The sequence below is a fragment of the Psychroserpens citreus genome, from assembly GCF_055686305.1.
The window spans coordinates 2,700,468-2,719,181 of the sequence record NZ_CM145999.1 but is presented as its reverse complement, the minus strand read 5'-3'; the positions used below and the strand labels follow the sequence as shown (position 1 = coordinate 2,719,181).

The 18,714-nt window shown below is 32.8% G+C and carries 18 protein-coding genes; 12 read left to right on the top strand and 6 right to left on the bottom strand.

Translation table 11 applies throughout. The features are described from left to right. Nucleotides 1–7: 7 nt before the first annotated feature. Together def and ruvX are read right to left on the bottom strand one after the other, a co-directional pair. Nucleotides 8–598, bottom strand: coding sequence for a peptide deformylase (gene def, locus ACTU6T_RS12245; RefSeq protein WP_460218484.1), 591 nt, complete (start codon nt 596–598; stop codon nt 8–10). Nucleotides 599–664: 66 nt separating this feature from the next. Continuing rightward, nucleotides 665–1,078, bottom strand: a complete 414-nt coding sequence (gene ruvX, locus ACTU6T_RS12240) for a Holliday junction resolvase RuvX (RefSeq protein WP_460218483.1) — start codon at nt 1,076–1,078, stop codon at nt 665–667. 554 nt (nt 1,079–1,632) lie between these two features. Here ruvX and ACTU6T_RS12235 point away from each other — a divergent pair. Together ACTU6T_RS12235 and ACTU6T_RS12230 are read left to right on the top strand one after the other, a co-directional pair. Continuing rightward, nucleotides 1,633–2,448: a 2,3,4,5-tetrahydropyridine-2,6-dicarboxylate N-succinyltransferase gene (locus ACTU6T_RS12235; RefSeq protein WP_460218482.1), complete on the top strand. Its 816-nt coding sequence runs from the start codon at nt 1,633–1,635 to the stop codon at nt 2,446–2,448. Between the two features lie 20 nt (nt 2,449–2,468). After that, nucleotides 2,469–3,524: a glycosyltransferase family 9 protein gene (locus ACTU6T_RS12230; protein WP_460218481.1), complete on the top strand. Its 1,056-nt coding sequence runs from the start codon at nt 2,469–2,471 to the stop codon at nt 3,522–3,524. Here the strand turns inward: ACTU6T_RS12230 and ACTU6T_RS12225 are convergent. Both ACTU6T_RS12225 and ACTU6T_RS12220 read right to left on the bottom strand, forming a co-directional pair. Next, nucleotides 3,514–4,134 (bottom strand): YrbL family protein, encoded by a 621-nt coding sequence (locus tag ACTU6T_RS12225; RefSeq protein ID WP_460218480.1) that lies wholly within the window; start codon nt 4,132–4,134, stop codon nt 3,514–3,516. The genes ACTU6T_RS12230 and ACTU6T_RS12225 overlap by 11 nt on opposite strands. Beyond that, the gene (locus ACTU6T_RS12220) at nt 4,131–4,991 is read right to left on the bottom strand and encodes a glycosyltransferase family 2 protein (RefSeq protein ID WP_460218479.1); all 861 of its coding nucleotides are present in this window, start codon (nt 4,989–4,991) and stop codon (nt 4,131–4,133) included. Before ACTU6T_RS12220 ends, ACTU6T_RS12225 begins: the two co-directional genes overlap by 4 nt. A gap of 37 nt (nt 4,992–5,028) precedes the next feature. Between ACTU6T_RS12220 and ACTU6T_RS12215 the strand changes: the two genes are divergently transcribed. Beyond that, the gene (locus ACTU6T_RS12215; protein ID WP_460218478.1) at nt 5,029–5,784 is read left to right on the top strand and encodes a glycosyltransferase family 2 protein; all 756 of its coding nucleotides are present in this window, start codon (nt 5,029–5,031) and stop codon (nt 5,782–5,784) included. Here ACTU6T_RS12215 and ACTU6T_RS12210 read toward each other — a convergent pair whose 3' ends face one another. Beyond that, entirely contained in the window at nt 5,785–6,540 is a 756-nt protein-coding gene (locus ACTU6T_RS12210; protein WP_460218477.1) for a lipopolysaccharide kinase InaA family protein, read from the bottom strand. A 74-nt stretch (nt 6,541–6,614) separates the two neighbouring features. Here ACTU6T_RS12210 and ACTU6T_RS12205 point away from each other — a divergent pair, with 74 nt between their 5' ends. The 6 genes from ACTU6T_RS12205 (at nt 6,615) to ACTU6T_RS12180 (ending at nt 12,171) form a co-directional block, all read left to right on the top strand. Continuing rightward, nucleotides 6,615–7,679 (top strand): glycosyltransferase family 4 protein, encoded by a 1,065-nt coding sequence (locus ACTU6T_RS12205; protein WP_460218476.1) that lies wholly within the window; start codon nt 6,615–6,617, stop codon nt 7,677–7,679. An 8-nt stretch (nt 7,680–7,687) separates the two neighbouring features. Further along, the gene (locus ACTU6T_RS12200) at nt 7,688–8,584 is read left to right on the top strand and encodes a polysaccharide pyruvyl transferase family protein (protein ID WP_460218475.1); all 897 of its coding nucleotides are present in this window, start codon (nt 7,688–7,690) and stop codon (nt 8,582–8,584) included. Between the two features lie 143 nt (nt 8,585–8,727). Next, entirely contained in the window at nt 8,728–10,149 is a 1,422-nt protein-coding gene (locus tag ACTU6T_RS12195) for a CCA tRNA nucleotidyltransferase (RefSeq protein WP_460218474.1), read from the top strand. Beyond that, nucleotides 10,146–10,601 (top strand): GNAT family N-acetyltransferase, encoded by a 456-nt coding sequence (locus ACTU6T_RS12190; protein ID WP_460218473.1) that lies wholly within the window; start codon nt 10,146–10,148, stop codon nt 10,599–10,601. Before ACTU6T_RS12195 ends, ACTU6T_RS12190 begins: the two co-directional genes overlap by 4 nt. Continuing rightward, complete coding sequence (locus ACTU6T_RS12185) at nt 10,598–11,614, top strand: COX15/CtaA family protein (protein ID WP_460218472.1); 1,017 nt, start codon at nt 10,598–10,600, stop codon at nt 11,612–11,614. Before ACTU6T_RS12190 ends, ACTU6T_RS12185 begins: the two co-directional genes overlap by 4 nt. 38 nt (nt 11,615–11,652) lie before the next feature. Further along, on the top strand, nt 11,653–12,171 hold the full coding sequence (locus tag ACTU6T_RS12180) for an IS1096 element passenger TnpR family protein (RefSeq protein WP_460218471.1): 519 nt from the start codon (nt 11,653–11,655) through the stop codon (nt 12,169–12,171). Nucleotides 12,172–12,187: 16 nt separating this feature from the next. Here ACTU6T_RS12180 and ACTU6T_RS12175 read toward each other — a convergent pair whose 3' ends face one another. Continuing rightward, nucleotides 12,188–13,252 (bottom strand): hypothetical protein, encoded by a 1,065-nt coding sequence (locus tag ACTU6T_RS12175; RefSeq protein WP_460220766.1) that lies wholly within the window; start codon nt 13,250–13,252, stop codon nt 12,188–12,190. Nucleotides 13,253–13,371: 119 nt separating this feature from the next. Here ACTU6T_RS12175 and ACTU6T_RS12170 point away from each other — a divergent pair, with 119 nt between their 5' ends. The 3 genes from ACTU6T_RS12170 (at nt 13,372) to ACTU6T_RS12160 (ending at nt 18,708) form a co-directional block, all read left to right on the top strand. Beyond that, nucleotides 13,372–14,268, top strand: coding sequence for an ABC transporter ATP-binding protein (locus tag ACTU6T_RS12170; RefSeq protein WP_460218470.1), 897 nt, complete (start codon nt 13,372–13,374; stop codon nt 14,266–14,268). Between the two features lie 52 nt (nt 14,269–14,320). Next, on the top strand, nt 14,321–15,145 hold the full coding sequence (locus ACTU6T_RS12165; RefSeq protein WP_460218469.1) for an ABC transporter permease: 825 nt from the start codon (nt 14,321–14,323) through the stop codon (nt 15,143–15,145). A gap of 125 nt (nt 15,146–15,270) precedes the next feature. Further along, nucleotides 15,271–18,708: a T9SS type B sorting domain-containing protein gene (locus tag ACTU6T_RS12160; protein ID WP_460218468.1), complete on the top strand. Its 3,438-nt coding sequence runs from the start codon at nt 15,271–15,273 to the stop codon at nt 18,706–18,708. The last annotated feature ends 6 nt before the right edge of the window (nt 18,709–18,714 follow it).

Here is an 18,714-nt window from a genome sequence, read left to right as displayed (position 1 = left end):
TTCAATATTAGCGCTTCTTTTTCATTAACGGGAAGCGCATTCTATAATCTGCTTTTATTTTTCCTTTGGAAATATTAGCCAATTTCCCTTTAATTAAACGCTTTTTTAATGACGATAGTTTATCAGTAAATAAAATACCTTCTATATGATCATACTCATGTTGAACAACTCTCGCAATCAATCCGTCAAAAACTTCTGTATGCGTCTTAAAATTCTCATCTTGATATTTAATCGTTACTTTAGGCTGTCTAAACACATCTTCCCTTACATCAGGAATACTTAAACAACCTTCATTAAATGCCCACTCATCACCTTCTTCTTCTAATATTTCAGCATTAATAAATGTACGTTTAAAGCTTTTAAGTTCTGCTTGCTCTTCTTCAGAATACATATCATCTTCTGCAAAAGGTTCGGTATCTACTAAAAAAACACGAATAGGTAATCCAATTTGAGGTGCTGCCAAACCTACACCATAAGCACCATACATGGTTTCCCACATATTATCTAGAAGCGTATCAAGATTAGGATAATCTTTAGTGATGTTCTCAGCTTTTTTTCTTAGAACTGGGTCGCCATAAGCAACAATTGGTAATATCATTATTTTATAATTTTCGGGTGCAAAAATACGATTCTTATTGTTATTTCAGAACTTTTTAATACGGATTTAAGACAGATTATACAAATAGCTTTGCAGTATAATTGTAGCACTTATTTCATCTACTAAAGCTTTGTCTTGGCGTTGCTTTTTATTAAGCCCGCTATCAATCATCGTCTGAAATGCCATTTTTGAAGTAAATCGCTCATCAATTCGCTTTATAGGAATACTAGGAAAAGTTTTAGTTAGTGTGCCTAAAAATTTAATAATCGACGTTTCACTTTCTGAAACTTCATAATTCATCTGCTTAGGTTCACCAACTATAAATAATTCTACATTTTCCTCAGAAATATATTGCTCCAAAAAATGCAATAAATCTTTGGTATCGACAGTCGTCAAACCCGATGCAATAATTTGCAGTTCGTCAGTAACTGCTATTCCTGTGCGTTTTGTTCCAAAATCTAAAGCTAATAGTCTTGCCATTTTGCAAAGTTAATCTTATAATCCTCTTAATCAATTGTAATGCCATAAAAAAACTCTTCTTTGTAGGTCAAAGAAGAGTTCTAAAATAATCAACTATTAATTATTCACAAACCGTTCACCCTCTACCTTAAACAGTTCATGTTATATTATTAAGACACCATCTATTTTAAAAAGTCACATCTTGATAAAAAATAAAAACCTTTCTTGGGGCTAAGAAAGGTTTTTTTGCTATTATATTAATTCTGGGTATATAGGGCTATTGCTATTATCAACTAACTTTCAATAACTTAGACACAACTTTTATAAAAAGGTCACATTTTAATGAAAAAAGAAAACCCTCCTAAGGGAGAAGGAGGGTTTTCACAAAAATTAGCTATTAATTATTAAAGCTTCAAACATAATTTTAGGGAAAATGTCTGAATAATAATAATTCACGTTAATTAAGACACACAACTTTTTGATAGGTCACATTTATTTTATTTTTTTTACGAATAATGTTTTATCTCAAATCAATTATAGGTTTATCTTTGTACTCATAGCTTATAACAACGAAGATGAAACAATTACAACAACATATAGAAAATGCTTGGAACGATCGTTCCCTACTAACCAATCAAGAAACTATTGATAGTATTAGAAACGTTATAGATTTATTAGATTCTGGAGACCTTCGAGTTGCTGAAACTACTTCAAATGGATGGCAAGTTAATGAGTGGGTAAAAAAGGCTGTAGTACTATATTTTCCAATACAAAAAATGCAAACGCTCGAAGCTGGTATTTTCGAATACCATGATAAAATTCCATTAAAACGCGATTATGAAAAAAAAGGTATTCGAGTGGTACCAAATGCAGTAGCGCGTCATGGTGCTTATATTTCTCCTGGTACGATTTTAATGCCTAGCTATGTAAATATTGGTGCTTATGTAGACGAAGGAACTATGGTTGATACATGGGCTACAGTTGGTAGTTGTGCTCAAATTGGAAAAAATGTACATCTTTCAGGTGGTGTAGGTATTGGAGGTGTTTTAGAACCGCTTCAAGCTGCTCCTGTTATCATTGAAGATGGTGCATTTATTGGATCTCGCTGCATCGTTGTTGAAGGTGTTCGTGTAGAAAAAGAAGCTGTTTTAGGCGCAAATGTTGTATTAACCATGAGTACAAAGATTATTGATGTCACTGGCGATGAACCTGTTGAAATGAAAGGCCGAGTTCCGGAGCGTTCAGTAGTAATTCCTGGAAGTTATACCAAAACTTTTGCAGCTGGAAACTACAATGTACCTTGTGCTCTAATCATTGGAAAACGTAAAGAAAGTACAAACAAAAAGACATCACTTAATGATGCTTTACGCGAGTACGATGTTGCAGTATAGTTTGAACTAACACCTTACACTTGAAAATTTTAATCATCCAACAGAAAATGATTGGTGACGTGCTCACTACAAGCATCTTATTTGAAGCTTTAAGAGCCGAACACCCAGATGCCGAATTGCATTATGTCATAAATCAACATACATTTCCTGTTGTTGATAATAATCCGTTTATTGATAAATTTTTGTTTGTTACTTCGGAAATTGAAGAGAGTAAGACCGCATTTTTAACATTCCTTAAAACTATAAAAAAGGAACAGTACGATGCTGTTATTGATGTCTATTCTAAATTTTCAAGTAACTTAATGACAAAATTCTCTGGTGCCAAAGTCAAGATATCTAAGCATAAATGGTATACCTCTTATTATTACACACACACTTTTAAAGAGTCAAAACAACCTAAAACCAATGCAGGATTAGCCATAGAAAACAGATTACAATTACTTAAACCTTTATGTAATACTATTCCTGAATCTATTCAGCCTAAAATTTATTTAACACCCGAAGAAATTAAAACTTCTGAGACATTTTTAACTAACTCCAATATCGATTTAACTAAACCATTATATATGATTAGTGTTTTAGGAAGTGGAGATAGTAAAACTTACCCCTTAGCCCAAATGGCAAAAATTATAGATATGGTTGTTGAAAATACTAAGGGGCAAATACTATTCAATTACATTCCGAAACAAATTCATGAGGCTAAAGCAGTCTATAATTTCTGTAAAAAAGACACAAAGCAACATGTGTTTTTTGAAGTCTTCGGAAAAAGTCTTAGAGATTTCCTAGCAATAACAAAGCACTGTACTGCTTTAATAGGAAATGAAGGAGGTGCAGTCAATATGGCAAAGGCTCTTGACATTCCTACGTTTACAATTTTCTCACCTTGGATCAAAAAAGAGGCTTGGAGTATGTTTGAAGATGGTAAAAAACATGTTTCTGTGCATTTAAGTGATTTTCAACCACAACTTTTTGAAGGCAAAAAAACTAAAGAATTAAAAGCCAATCAAAAACCACTTTATAGTATGTTTTCTCCTGATTATTTTAAAGATCAGCTACATACATTTCTTAAACAATAGCATCACCACGATCTCGTAAACGTTTGATATAAGCACGCTGTTCTTCAAGATTATTTAAATGTGCTTTTTCAAAACGTCGTTCTACTTTTTGCTTAGCATAATAACTAAAATAATCTGCCAACGGAAAAAAGTCACGATGACCAATGCCGTCAATCACAATTAACCGTAACGAACCATCTTCAAATAACTGACAACAGATATTACGCGCTCTTAAATCGGCAACAAATATTTTATGAGTAATCATTTGTTGTTTCAAACGATTTAATTCAGCCATTATAAGCTTATCCGAAATAGGAGAATTGTCCATTTCTAAATAATGTCGTAATGTAAGTGAAATATCCTGCGAAGTTTCATCTTTTACCAAATCATAGACAAAGCCTACACCTTTGTTCGTCATTACTTCTCCATGATATTTGGCATAAAATGGATATTCAAATGTTGACGCATCTCTTGTTCTTATTTTATGGTAATATTTTATTTCCTTGTACAAATGCTCAACCTCAATATCTGGCTTACCAATTTTAATACACAAATCGTGATTATCGGGATGAAAATACACAACTCGAGCCAGTCCTTCAGAAATGTAATGTTTGTCTTTTATCTCTATCATGAAGTTTTCAACTTTTCAATACCATAAGGTGTTCTAGAGACGTTAAGCTTTTTTGTATTCTCACGAATAGCTTTGTTTTTTTCAATCATTTCAGGTTTTACATAACCTCGAGCATGATCCAAATGTAAACAAATAGCGCTATATCTTATTTGTTTAGCTTTAATTCCTGCATTAAACAATCGCTCTCCTAATTCACGATCTTCACCTCCATATTGCATACGTTCGTCATAACCATTTGCTGCAAGGATATCACTTTTATATCCAGAAGCATTATGTCCGTTCCACGTAGCAGTAGTTGGCGTTAAAGCATTCAATACCGTTGCTTTAACCCCTTTGGCGGTAATTTTATTGTTTTTAAAAGACGATTTTAATCCGTGAGATTTCAACCAATCAATATCAAAACAACGCTGAGTTTTAATGTCATCTTCGGAAATGAGCTCACTTATATTCATCGGTAATTTAAAATAGCCACCCGACAAAAAATAACCATCTTCCCTCCTATTGACATGTACGTCTAAAAAATCGGCTCTAGCTATACAATCGCCATCGGTATACACTAAATATTGCCCTTTACTGGCTACAGTAGCCTTGTTAAGAATAATGGTTTTTTGAAATCCGTTATCTTCATGCCAGATATGTTGAATTGGATAAGCCACCTCATTAGATAACCTTTCAATCAGTATCTTGGTCTCTTCTCCAGAGCCATCATCAGCAATGACAACCTCAAAGTTCTTATAAGTTTGTTGATCAAAACTCCATAAGACTTTTTGTAACCAAAGCGGACTATTATAAGTACTGATAATTACTGAAATATCTATTTCATTCATAGTTTCAAAAATACCATTTTTAACAAACATTTTATTGCTATTTTTACAACAAATTACAAATTGTTTTATGCAGAAACTAACTGCTATTATTCCTGTTGGAAATGAGATTCACAATATTGAAGCTGTAATTGCCTCGGTAGATTTTGCAGATGAAATTTTAGTGGTCGATAGCTTAAGTACAGATGGAACTTATGAGAAAGCTCAAGAATTAGCTACACGAGTCATTCGAAGAGATTATGAGTATTCTGCTTCTCAAAAAAATTGGGCCATACCTCAAGCCAAACATGAATGGGTTTTTCTTATTGATGCCGATGAACGTGTAACACCCGAACTCAAAACAGAAATTCTAGATATTTTGAGTCAACCACAACAAGAACATACAGCCTATTGGATTGGTCGGATAAATTATTTCATGGGAGAGCGTGTTAATTATAGCGGCTGGAGAAATGACACCGTTATCCGTTTATTTAAAAGAGATTTTTGCGTGTATGAAGACAAACAAGTTCATGCTGAAATCAAAGTTGATGGAAGCGTTGGTAAGTTGAAACATAAGCTCACGCACAACACCTTTGTAACTTTTGACAAATTCATTGAAAAAATGAATCGTTATGCATGGTGGCAAGCCAAAGACTATGATAAAAAAACTGGACGTTTAACACCTTATCATTTTGTGATTAAACCATTTTGGGGCTTTTTTAAACACTATATAATACAAAGTGGTTTTCGAGATGGAGTTGTTGGTTTTACAATAAGTACCATGCAAGCTTATGCTGTATTTATGCGCTATGTAAAAATATGGCTGATGCGCCGTGGTAGAGAATAATTATTTCTTCCAAAATTTTAGTTTCTTTTTTAAACGACGACGACGTTGATAATCGTCTTGAAAACTTTTAGTGTAATGCCACATTAAACTATAAACCTCTTCAGGATCTCGTGAGATACATTTTGCATACTCATTACTCATAATTCTAACAACAGGAGCCTTAGTTGCCAACTTCGCAAAGTTTTTTATACGTGTATCAAAATCTAAAGGTTGAAATTGCATTCTGTTTAAATCTACTAAATAAAATGCATAACCATCATCAACAGTTTTGACTAATGTATTTCCTGGTGAATGATCTAAAAAATAGACATTATTTTCATGAAGCTGATAGGTGAATCTTGTAAATGCTTTTAAAATCTCATCTCGATTTGGATAGTCAGGTTGTTTTAGTTCTCTATAGGTACAATCTGGCTCTAATTGTTCACTTATATAATAGCTATTTTTAAAAAACAACCCTGTTTTGAATTCGAAATAAGCTATTGGTTCTGGCGTACCAATACCCAAAGCTTTTAAACGTTGTCCATACTCAAAAGACCGTTGCGCCTTACTCTTTCTAAAAAATCGATATGCAATTTGATTGATAAGATTAGGGACTCGAAATGATTTTACATTTATGATCTTGCCATCTAAATCAAATAACTTTAAAGAATTACGATCCTGATTACCAAAGGGAGTTCCTTCAGAATCAAAATTCAGAACAATAGATTCTAATTGCTTCTGAACAGATTTATAAGAATTGCTAATCTCGAAATTCATATCGCAAAATTACGATTACTTTTGAATCTATTCTAAAGTTAATTTAGTTTCGTTTCTTTGTAAAAACTAAACAAATGGCAAACGTATTTTTAGAATCTCACCACATCAAAAATTTGAATTTTGGATTTGGTCAGTTCAATTACCATTTGATAAAAGGATTTCAGCATCACTATCCAGAAGATTTTAGAATGACAATTCATGCTGAAAACATTCAAGCATTAAAAAAAGAATTTGGACCTCAATTTAACTATAAAACATACTTTTCTTTTAGACGTTATGCGTCATTACGCATTCGAAAAAAATATGACTTATGGCATTGTATGAATCAAAATACACGTATCGAACCTTATTATAACATTCCGTATTTACTAACCATTCACAATACATCATACATCAAAGACAAAAACGATTATAAAGATAAAAAGGAGCATGTTCAATTTCAGGAGAAAATAAACAGAAGTACTGCAATCACCTATATTTCTGAATATGCAAAAAGTTCTACGCACGCTTTTTTCAATGTCCCGAATATTCCAGAATATGTGATTCACAATGGGAATCCAATTTCAGAAATGACGCTTCCAAATGATTATAAGCCAAGCTACATTCCCGAACAGCCCTTTTTATTTACTATAGGAGAAATTAAAGAACGTAAAAATTTTAAATCTTTAGTTGGCCTTATTCAGAACTTAAAAGACTATACCTTAATAATTGCAGGTAAAAAAAGTACTAGTGAAGCAGAACGCATTCAATCATTTATTGACCAACATCAATTAAACAACCGCATAAAACTCGTTGGTAAAATTTCAGAATTCGACAAGCAATATTATTACAAACACTGTAGTGCTTTTGTTTTTCCTTCTTTGCGAGAAGGCTTTGGTTTACCCGTTATTGAAGCAATGAAATTTGGCAAACCAACATTCATTTCAAATAATACTTCACTACCAGAAATTGGTGGTGAATTGGCATTTTATTGGGATCATTACGATCCAAAATATATGGCTGAAATTTTTGAGAACGGCATGAATACCTATGAAAGTAATAAAATACAATATAGTACTCAATTAAAAGAAAGAGCCAATAGTTTTAATTGGAATGATGCAGCAAAAGCGTATATTGACGTATATAGATCATTAATCTAATAACAAGCATGAAAAAACTTATCAGTTCGGCAAAGCGATCTATTCGTAAAAAACAAACCATTGCTAAAATATTAAAATCTGAACAACATAATGAGCCTGTAGCCAATGTGCATCGAATAGACACTAGAAATGCTGGAGATTATTATTGTGCTCCTCACCACTACTTTGAGGTTTTAAAAGGAAAATCTCTTGATATTTTTGGTTACAAAAGTGATGACAATGATAAGCGCCAAAATTTCATTGATACAGTTAATGCAAAATCACTTATTATTGGTGGTGGCGGATTATTAAATCGTTCAGGATTTAACCGACAAATGAAGTTGTTTGAAAAACTCTCTGAACAAGGAAAAAAGACTGTGCTTTGGGGTGTTGGACATAATGAAAAACATCCACATACTTATGACAAAGTAAAACACTATAATGTAGATGTTTCAAAATTCGGTATTGCAGGCACTAGAGATTATAAAATGCCTGGAGATTATGTACCATGTGTAAGCTGTTTACATCCTATTTTTGACAAACCATTTGAAGAAACTCAGGATTTTGGAATCGTTTTTCATAAAGACACACTTAAAAAACCGGAGATTTTAGCAAAGTTTCAAGACTATCCAACATCGTCAAATACCTCAGATTTTGAAGAACTTATCAACTTTATAAAAGCATCTAATAAAATTGTTTCCGATAGTTACCATGTGATGTACTGGAGTATGCTACTAGGAAAAAAGGTTGTTGTAGTACCTAACTCTTCGAAATTTTATGATTTTCAACATCGACCAGTTATTTCCGATTTTGACAATGCTTTAAATCAGTTTTCTAAAACAGACGTTTATCCAGAATTATTAGAAGAATGTAGAGCTATTAACATGAACTTTTCCGAAAAAGTGTTTGATTATTTAAATCTCTAATTCTTTATACTTCCAGTTCATAATTTTAATTCTGAAAACAGAGAAATAAATACTTCAAGAGATTTTAATAGATGTTGCTTAAGTCGTAAATTTGCATCATGAAAAGTGATGCGCATATCACTAATAATCAAATTTAATTTCGATTGAATTACAAAGACGCTTTAAGACACGATATTTTTAATGTCATTTCAAAATCTTCTAAACAATTAGACTTAGATTGTTATGTGATTGGTGGTTTTGTTCGTGATTACATTTTAAATCGTGGAAAACACAAAGATATTGATGTAGTTGCCATAGGTAGTGGTATTTCACTTGCAAAACAAGTTGCAAAAAACTTACCCAATAAGCCTAAAGTTCAAGTTTTTAAAACTTACGGAACTGCAATGCTTGTACATGAGGATATGGATATTGAATTTGTAGGAGCTCGTAAAGAATCCTATAATGAAGATAGTAGGAATCCTATTGTTGAAAATGGTAGCCTCGAAGACGATCAAAATCGACGTGATTTTACGATTAATGCGATGGCTTTGAATCTATCTGAAGCGCATTTTGGACAATTACTTGATCCTTTTAATGGTATCCAAGATTTAAAAAATCAAATTATTCGTACACCATTAGATCCCGATATTACGTATAGCGATGATCCATTACGCATGATGCGTGCAATACGATTTGCGACTCAGCTCAATTTTAAAATTGAATCAGAATCACTTAACGCTATTTCTAGGAATAAAGAACGTATTAAAATTATTACTAAAGAGCGTATCGTTGTCGAATTACATAAAATTCTTGAAAGTGATGTGCCTTCAATTGGCTTTTTGCTCCTAGAGAAGACTGGTCTTTTACAATTTATACTACCAGAACTTACTGCTCTTAAAGGCATTGATGAAGTTGAGGGACAAACCCATAAAGATAATTTCTATCATACTTTAGAAGTAGTTGATAATATTGCAAAAACTACAGACAACCTATGGTTACGTTGGGCTGCTTTGTTACATGATATTGGAAAAGCACCAACCAAAAAATTTAGCAAAAAAGTAGGTTGGACATTCCATGCTCATGAGTTTGAAGGAGCAAAAATGGTATATCATTTATTCAAGCGATTAAAAATGCCCTTGAATGACAAAATGAAATTTGTTCAGAAAATGGTATTTATGAGTTCGCGACCTATTGTATTGGCACAAGATATCGTAACCGATTCTGCCGTGAGACGTTTGGTATTTGACGCTGGTGATTATGTTGATGATTTAATGACCTTATGCGAAGCAGATATTACAACTAAAAATCCCAAAAAATTCAATAAATACCACAACAATTTTAAAATCGTACGTGAGAAAATTGTTGAAGTTGAAGCAAGAGATCATATAAGAAATTTTCAACCTCCAATTACTGGGGAAGAAATCATGAAGACTTTTAATTTAAAGCCATCACGTGAGATTGGTCAGATAAAAGAAGTCATCAAAGAAGCCATTCTTGAAGGCGACATTCCAAATGAATATGACGCTGCATATCAACTTATGTTAAAAGAAGGTGAACGGCTCGGACTTAAAAAACCTGAATTATGATCCAAATTAAGAGAACAACTTCTGATAATAAAGACTTTGTTCAACTTGTTGAAGCTTTGGATGCGTATTTAAAAATAACTGATGGAGAGGAACATGAATTCTACAATCAATTTAACGGAATTGATATCCTCAATCATGTCATTGTAGCGTATCATGATGGATTAGCTATAGGTTGTGGCGCTTTCAAACACTTTGATACCTCACGAGTAGAAATTAAACGCATGTATACTTCTCCTGAACATCGTGGAATAGGCGTAGCTTCTGAAATTTTAAAAGCTTTAGAGCTTTGGGCTTTAGAATTACATTATATCTCTTGTGTCTTAGAAACAGGAATACGACAAAAAGAAGCCGTTTCGTTTTATAAAAAAAATAATTACACTATGATTCCAAAATACGGTCAATACGTCAATATGGATAATAGTTTGTGTTTTGAAAAAAAATTAAAACAATGAAAAAAGATAACAATAAAGTCATCTATTGGTTACTAACAGGTTGTGTATTGATATTTATAATGGTCGTTGTTGGTGGGATCACAAGGCTAACACATTCTGGTTTATCAATTTCAAACTATAAATTAATTTCAGGAACAATACCTCCAATGAATGAGATTGAATGGCAAGAGGCTTTTGATTTATATAAACAGTATCCAGAATACCAAAAGCTAAATACACATTTTGATCTTCAAGATTTTAAAGACATCTATTTCTGGGAATGGCTTCATAGAGTTATTGGTCGTTTTATTGGTCTAGTCTTCATCATCCCTTTTTTGTATTTTTTAATTAGAAAACAGCTTAGCACTTCAACCATAAAAAAAAGCATCCTTCTTCTTTTTATGGGAGGTTTTCAAGGATTTCTTGGTTGGTATATGGTAAAAAGTGGATTAGTAGATCGTCCAGACGTAAGTCATTATCGCCTTGCTATGCATTTAACAACGGCATTCTTAACCTTTGCTTTTACATTTTGGGTGGCTTTAGATCTTATATTTCCGAAGAAAAAAGATATAGATAAAAAATTAAGAAATTTTATCAGATTGGGATTAGTTGTTCTTATACTACAAATCATTTATGGAGCTTTTGTTGCTGGTTTAGATGCAGGTTTCATACATAACCATTGGCCAATGATGAGCGAAGGCAAGTTTATGCACGAAACAGTTTACATAGAACAAAATCCAGTGTATAAAAATTTTATTGAAGGTAAAAGCGGTGTTCAATTTGTGCATAGAATGCTAGCATATATTGTAGTGATTTTTATTGTTGCTATTTGGTTAAAAGTAAGAAAACAAATACTTACAAAGTTCCAATTAATAGGTATAAACATTCTTTTAATAGCACTAGCTATTCAATTCATTCTTGGGGTTTTAACTATCTTAAATGCGGTTCCTGTTTGGCTTGGTGTGGCACATCAAATTGGTGCATTTATTTTATTAAGCGCGATGACATTTACCTTGCATCGTTTCAGTAAATAATTGAAAAAAAACATACCTTTGCATCATAATTAATTACCATGATTTACAGATTTAGAGTCATATTAGATAACGATACCGAAGATGATATTTTTAGAGATATCGAAATTCGCGAAACAGATACACTTGAAGATTTACATAATACAATTACACAATCTTTTGGATTTGATGGCTTAGAAATGGCTTCATTTTATGTAAGTAATGATGACTGGGAACAAGGTGAAGAAATTTCGATGTTTGATGTTAGCGAAGGGACTAACCCAGTGCGTTTAATGAATGAAACCACATTAAACGATATTGTTCATGAAGCGCAAACCAAATTGATTTACGTTTATGATTTTATGAGCATGTGGACCTTTTTGGTTGAACTTGCCGAAATTGTAGAAGAAGCGGAAGGTGCAGACTATCCAAATTTAATGTTTGTTCATGGGCAAATTCCGGATACAGCTCCTGAAAAAATGTTTGAAGCTGAACATTTTGGAGATGATTTTAGTGAAAATGACGATGACATTGACATCGATGATTACGAAGATCTAGATTTTAATGAAAATTGGAATTAACTCAAAAACAAGTACCTTAAGAAAAGTTATTAGTGTTAATACCTTGATAATTACGCTTTACAAAATCTAGTGCATTTTTCAATATAGCTCCCATAGTTGTGCTTTTCCTAAAGGTCATATCTAAAGTATATTGATAGATTTCCTCTTTCAACATATCTATGTATTTAGGATTAGATAGAGTATCAGCTTCCATACAACTTAATAATTCTCCAATACGATCTTGATAACTAATCATACGACGAGCCACAATAGATCGCTCTTCAATTTTGTACTGATCTACCGATTCTTTCTGGATTTTCTCACGCACTAACTCAACCATAGTAAAGTTTTCCTTAAAAAACTGAGGTCTGTATATTTTTAATTTACCTTCATAGCTTTGCTGATCAAAATCAATCGCTCTGATTTTAAAAACAACATGGTCAAAATCATGAGTAGGTACAATTACATAATTATACGAACGCATATCGCCTAATAGTCTTATCATACAACGTTCATTAAATTTTACAAACTCTTTAGCAATCTGTGCCTTTTCTGATGCATTACACTCCGGAAGCATTGTTTTAATAAACTCATCGCCTGGAATTCCTGCTATATGCTCTTCAATAAGTGTGTCTTTATATACGAGAAAATTTAAATTATAAGGCGATAACATATGTTCTAATTCAAGACCATAAACACGAGAAGCATCTGCTTTTTTTACGTAGAAATATGTGTAATTATCATTTAAAACATTACGCACTTTAACTCTAAATGGCTTAGAGTTTCCAAAGGTGCAAAAATCAATGGCATCAATATTTAAATACTTAAAAATCGTTTCGTTACCATCAGATATCAAATTTGAATACACACGTTTCAAGCTTAAATCAATTTCCTCACGCTCAAATTCATTATAATATACACGAACCCATAAAGTGTCTTCATCATGCTTATCATATACGACTACAGAGCCTTGAAACCTTAACAAATCCTCATAAAAAATAGGCAATCGAATATTCCTATTATACTCTTGCAAATAATTATGCAATCGATTACTAATAGGATACGACGGTTTCTTTTTTGAAATTTTTAAATCGTCCATAATATCAAATTCAAGTCTAAAATAATGTTTTATATCTTAGCTTGTAACATAAATTCGATTTGTTCGTCGTATTTAATAATCAACCACTACTGAGAACTTTCAGTAGAAAAATCAATCAAATTTTGGAATCAATATTAACCATTAACAATCTTACCAAGAAATTTGGCTACTTAACTGCTGTCAAAGATTTATCATTTACTATAAATAAAGGCAATGTCTATGGCATTTTAGGGCCCAACGGTAGTGGAAAATCCACAACACTTGGTATTGTATTAAATGTTGTCAACAAAACTGAAGGAAACTTTCATTGGTTTGATGGCAATACAACCACGCATGATGCACTCAAAAAAGTAGGTGCAATTATAGAACGACCAAATTTCTACCCTTACATGACAGCGCAACAAAACTTAAAGCTGGTATGCAAAATAAAGGGTGTAGACGACAATAAAATTGCAGAAAAATTAGAAGTAGTAGGATTACTAGATCGTAAAGATCATAAATTCAAAACCTATTCTTTAGGTATGAAACAACGTTTAGCCATTGCTTCTGCCCTACTCAACGATCCGGAAATTTTAATCCTTGATGAGCCTACAAATGGTTTAGATCCGCAAGGAATTCATCAAATTCGCCAAATTATAAAAGATATTGCAAACAATGGAACTACGATACTGTTAGCCTCTCACCTTTTAGATGAAGTTGAAAAAGTATGTTCTCATGTTGTTGTATTACGAAAAGGTGAAAAATTATATTCAGGTCGCGTTGATGAAATGATCTCAAGTCATGGGTTTTTCGAATTAAAAACAGAGAAACACGATCAACTCCTTAATATCTTAGAGTCCAATAAATCGTTTGGGACTATTAAAGTTGAAGACGAACTCATTACTGCATTTTTAAATGAACCGATGGACGCACAAACGTTCAACACATTCATGTTTGAAAAAGGAATTGTACTATCTCATCTTGTTAAACGTAAAGAAAGTTTAGAAGAGCAATTTTTACAGTTAACAGATAATAATTAATCATCAATCACAACATATCTGAAATCAAATTTCAGAATAAAAATCAACCACCATGTTAAGATTATTACAATTAGAACTTCAAAAATTACTCCTTAATCGAGCGAGTAAAGTTCTTATTTTCATTTCATTTATATTACCATTTTTTGTCATCATACTCTCATCTCTACGAATTAACTTTTTTGGTTTTTTCGTATTAGAATTGGGACATTACGGATTGTTTAATTTTCCAATTGTTTGGCATATTACCACATTCTTTGCCTCACAGTTTAAATTCTTTTTTGCAATTGTAGTTGTAAGTATGATTGGTAACGAATATAGCAATAAGACCATCAAACAAAACCTCATTGATGGTTTAAGTAAAAAGGAGTTTATTCTTTCAAAATTTTATACAATAATTTTCTTTTCGGCAGTTGCAACCTTATTAATTTTTGTCATTTGCTTGTGTATAGGATTATACTATTCTAGCATTAATGAAGCGCATTTAATTTTTAGAGAACTTGAATTTCTATTCGCATACTTCTTGAAGCTTGTTGGTTTCTTTAGTTTGTGTTTGTTCTTAGGAATGTTAGTTAAACGTTCGGCTTTTGCCTTAGCTTTCTTATTTGTTCTATTTATTTTAGAATGGATTATTTACGGTATATTAGCTTGGAAAATTGATGAAAGTACTGCAGATAAAATTCAGAATTTCTTTCCGTTAAAATCGATGTATAAGCTTATAGATCAACCATTTCAAAGAATAGCCATCTCAAAAGCTCCAAACGGTCAAGACTTCATGTACGACTTTGCTGTACACTGGTATGAAATTGTTATTGTAATGGGTTGGACAGCATTATTCATCTTTTTATCGTACAGATTATTAAAAAAGCGAGATTTGTAATATCTTTATTGGCTTAGGTCACGTTTCCTTACAATGTTAAAGTTATTGTTTTAACAATATATAGGGTAGGTCTTTCAGCTATGCTGCTGTTATAATAGTACACCTAAGCTAATTGCTTATATTACATGAAAAAGAAATCCGTTGTATTAATTATTACGTTGCTTTTTGTTACCCTCACTTTTGCACAACAAGAAGCTTCCTATTGGTATTTTGGTAGAAATGCTGGTTTACAGTTTGATGCTGCTTCTGGAACAGTGACTGCTATAACCGATGGACAAATTAACACCTTAGAAGGCTGTACTTCAATCTCTGACACTGAAGGAGATTTATTATTTTATACTGATGGAAGAACGGTTTGGAATAGAAACCATGTAATCATGCAAAATGGCGATTACTTCGGAGGTACTGGTCTACTAGGAGACCCTTCAAGTACCTCTTCAGGATTAATTGTTCCCAAACCACAAGACCCAACGCAATATTATATTTTTACAGTTGATGAGCCACATCACAATAATGCAAGTGTATTTCCAAATCAGTTTACGGGGAACTATGATAGTGGCGGAACTGTACCTGGACAAGACGATGGTTTTAATAATGGATTCGCTTATTCCTTAGTTGATATGACCTTAGATGGTGGATTAGGAGATGTAGTAGACACTGAAAAAAATATTCCATTAGTTACATATGATGCTTCAATTCCTGAAGAGGAAGCCTATAAATGTTCTGAAAAAATCACAGCAGTAAAAGCTGATGATTGCTCTTCGTTTTGGGTTATCACACATTTTGTAAATCGGTTTTATGCGTTTAAAGTAAGTGTTACTGGAGTTGATCCAACTCCAGTTATCTCAACTGTAGGCCCTGAAGTTTCAATATCAGGATACAGAAGAAATTCATTAGGATATATTAAAGCGTCACCTGATGGGACTAAACTAGCTGTGGCTCATTTTGGGTTTGCTTTAACTGAAGGTGGTAATGCAGCTGGTGGTGTTTATTTATTAGATTTTGATAATGACACTGGTGTTGTATCTAATTCTGTAGAACTTTATGGACCCGAAAATGGAGATAGTCCTTATGGCGTTGAGTTTTCGTCAGAAAACAGAAAAGTATACGCCTCTATTGGCTCAGGAATTAATGGAAATGGCGCTAGCAGTATTTACCAATGGGATTTAGAAAGCAGCGATATTCCTGCATCTTTAGAACTTATTCATACTTCAAGCGTACTAAGCGCAGGTGCTTTACAGCTTGGATTAGACAAACGTATTTATCGTGCACAAATTAGCTTTCAAAATGCAGATTCTGCAGATTATATTGGCATTATTAATAACCCTGAAGCTACAGGTTCAGCTGTAGACTATAATGAAAATGGTGTATTACTAGATATTAATGGCAATAATCAAAACACAAGTACTATTGGCCTACCTCCTTTTATTCAATCTCTTTTCAACTCACAAATTGATATTATTCAAAACGGCATAAGCACCACAGAACTTAAGTTATGTACTGGAGATAGTTATACCTTAATTGCTGAAAATGTTCCTGGAGGAACTTATACTTGGACTAAAGATGATGTCCTTTTATCTGAAGATACTTTCGAACTCTTTGTTGATGAACCTGGTTTTTATGAAGTATTTATTGAGCCTAATAATGGTGAATGCCCTATTGAAGGTGAAGCTGTTGTTGGCATATTTGATATTCCTACGGCAACACAACCTAACCCTATTGTTGTGTGCGACCCCTCTGGCGTATCTAGTTTTGATTTAACAATTCAAAACGCAGATATTTTAGATGGCCAAGACCCAAATCAATATACTGTGCATTACTATACATCTCTAGACGATGCAGATTTAAATGAAAATGAAATTACTGGCGATTTCACTAACACTGAGACTCCACAAACTATCTACGCACGTGTAGATAATAATGACAACCCCAACTGTTATGCCACAACATCTTTTGTAGTAACAGTATTTATAACTCCTATTATTGAATCTTTAAACGATATTACCGTTTGTGATACAGATTTTACGTCCGATAGCATGGATGGTCTAACAACCCTAACTTTAGATGAACTTAATGCCGGCATTCTAGGAAGTCAGGATGACACCTTATACACGATTACGTTCCACCCAACACAACAAGATGCAGATGATAATACAAATGAACACCCTAATATATATACAAATACAACTGCAAATACTGAAGAAATTTTTGTGCGTATAGAAAATAATGCAAATACTGATTGCTATTCTACTGATTCATTCTTGTTAAACATCAATAATGCACCTGAAGCAAATGATACAACTATTGTTCAGTGTGATGAAGATGGTATCCCAGAAGGTTTTACAACCTTCGACCTCAATCAAGTTTTTGATGATATTACTGGTGGTGCAACCAATAGAACCATTAATTTTTATGTATCACTTTCAGATTTAGAAAATGACGAAGATGAAATTAATGCCGACGCCTTTGATAATTATTTTAATCCACACATTATTTATGCTTTAGTTACCAACACCGAAACTGGTTGTACTAACATAGCTGAAATTACTCTTGAAGCTAGTACAACTGCTTCCAATAATACTATATTAGAAGCCTGTGATGATGATGGCACTGAAGACGGCTTTTATAACTTTAATCTAAATAATACGCTTGATGCTATACTCTTTGGATTACCTGCAGATTTAAATGTTGTTTTTTATGAAACCTATGAAGAGGCGTTGCTTGAAGATAATCCTCTAGACACCAATTACACAAATAGTATTCCGTATAGCCAAACCATATATGCTCGTGTAGAAAATATGAATGCTTGCTACGGAATAAGCGAAGTTCAACTAACAGTATTTGAACTTCCTAATATTATTATTGAAGACACACTTTATTATTGCTTAAATGAATTTCCACAAACCATTACACTTACAGGCGGATTAATTGATGACACTCCTAATAATTATTACTATGACTGGTCTACTGGTGAAGATGAATTTGAAATTGAAATTAATGAACCTGGTACATATACAGTAAGAGTAACCTCAACAGATGGTTGTTTTAAAGACAGAACTATCAATGTACTACCTTCTGACATTGCCACATTTACTGATATTGAAATTACCGATGCTACTTCTAATAATAGCATAACCGTATTTGTTACTGGTGAAGGCATCTATGAATACGCTCTGGATGACCTAAATGGACCATATCAAGAGAGCAATGTTTTTGAAAATGTAAATTTTGGCTTTCATACAGTGTATGTTAGAGATATAGAAAATGATTGTGGAACGGTTGAAGAGATTGTTTCTGTAATTGGTTTCCCAAAATTTTTCACACCTAATGGTGATACCATTAATGAATATTGGCAAGTTAAAGGAATCTCTAGCGATTTTCAACCTGATTCTCAAATTTTGATTTTTGATCGTTATGGAAAATTACTAGTTGAATTAGACCCTCTAGGTCCTGGTTGGGATGGAACATTTAATGGTTTTAATATGCCTTCTAGTGATTACTGGTTTGTAGTCACTTTACAAGATGGACGCACCTTTAAAAGTCATTTTGCATTAAAACGATAATATGAC

What these genes read in the sequence shown, in the direction of transcription:
- def (WP_460218484.1), bottom strand. Translation starts at nt 598, where the DNA reads ATGATATTACCAATTGTTGCTTATGGCGACCCAGTTCTAAGAAAAAAA.
- ruvX (WP_460218483.1), bottom strand. Translation starts at nt 1,078, where the DNA reads ATGGCAAGACTATTAGCTTTAGATTTTGGAACAAAACGCACAGGAATA.
- ACTU6T_RS12235 (WP_460218482.1), top strand. Translation starts at nt 1,633, where the DNA reads ATGAAACAATTACAACAACATATAGAAAATGCTTGGAACGATCGTTCC.
- ACTU6T_RS12225 (WP_460218480.1), bottom strand. Translation starts at nt 4,134, where the DNA reads ATGATAGAGATAAAAGACAAACATTACATTTCTGAAGGACTGGCTCGA.
- ACTU6T_RS12220 (WP_460218479.1), bottom strand. Translation starts at nt 4,991, where the DNA reads ATGTTTGTTAAAAATGGTATTTTTGAAACTATGAATGAAATAGATATT.
- ACTU6T_RS12215 (WP_460218478.1), top strand. Translation starts at nt 5,029, where the DNA reads ATGCAGAAACTAACTGCTATTATTCCTGTTGGAAATGAGATTCACAAT.
- ACTU6T_RS12210 (WP_460218477.1), bottom strand. Translation starts at nt 6,540, where the DNA reads ATGAATTTCGAGATTAGCAATTCTTATAAATCTGTTCAGAAGCAATTA.
- ACTU6T_RS12205 (WP_460218476.1), top strand. Translation starts at nt 6,615, where the DNA reads ATGGCAAACGTATTTTTAGAATCTCACCACATCAAAAATTTGAATTTT.
- ACTU6T_RS12200 (WP_460218475.1), top strand. Translation starts at nt 7,688, where the DNA reads ATGAAAAAACTTATCAGTTCGGCAAAGCGATCTATTCGTAAAAAACAA.
- ACTU6T_RS12190 (WP_460218473.1), top strand. Translation starts at nt 10,146, where the DNA reads ATGATCCAAATTAAGAGAACAACTTCTGATAATAAAGACTTTGTTCAA.
- ACTU6T_RS12185 (WP_460218472.1), top strand. Translation starts at nt 10,598, where the DNA reads ATGAAAAAAGATAACAATAAAGTCATCTATTGGTTACTAACAGGTTGT.
- ACTU6T_RS12180 (WP_460218471.1), top strand. Translation starts at nt 11,653, where the DNA reads ATGATTTACAGATTTAGAGTCATATTAGATAACGATACCGAAGATGAT.
- ACTU6T_RS12165 (WP_460218469.1), top strand. Translation starts at nt 14,321, where the DNA reads ATGTTAAGATTATTACAATTAGAACTTCAAAAATTACTCCTTAATCGA.
- ACTU6T_RS12160 (WP_460218468.1), top strand. Translation starts at nt 15,271, where the DNA reads ATGAAAAAGAAATCCGTTGTATTAATTATTACGTTGCTTTTTGTTACC.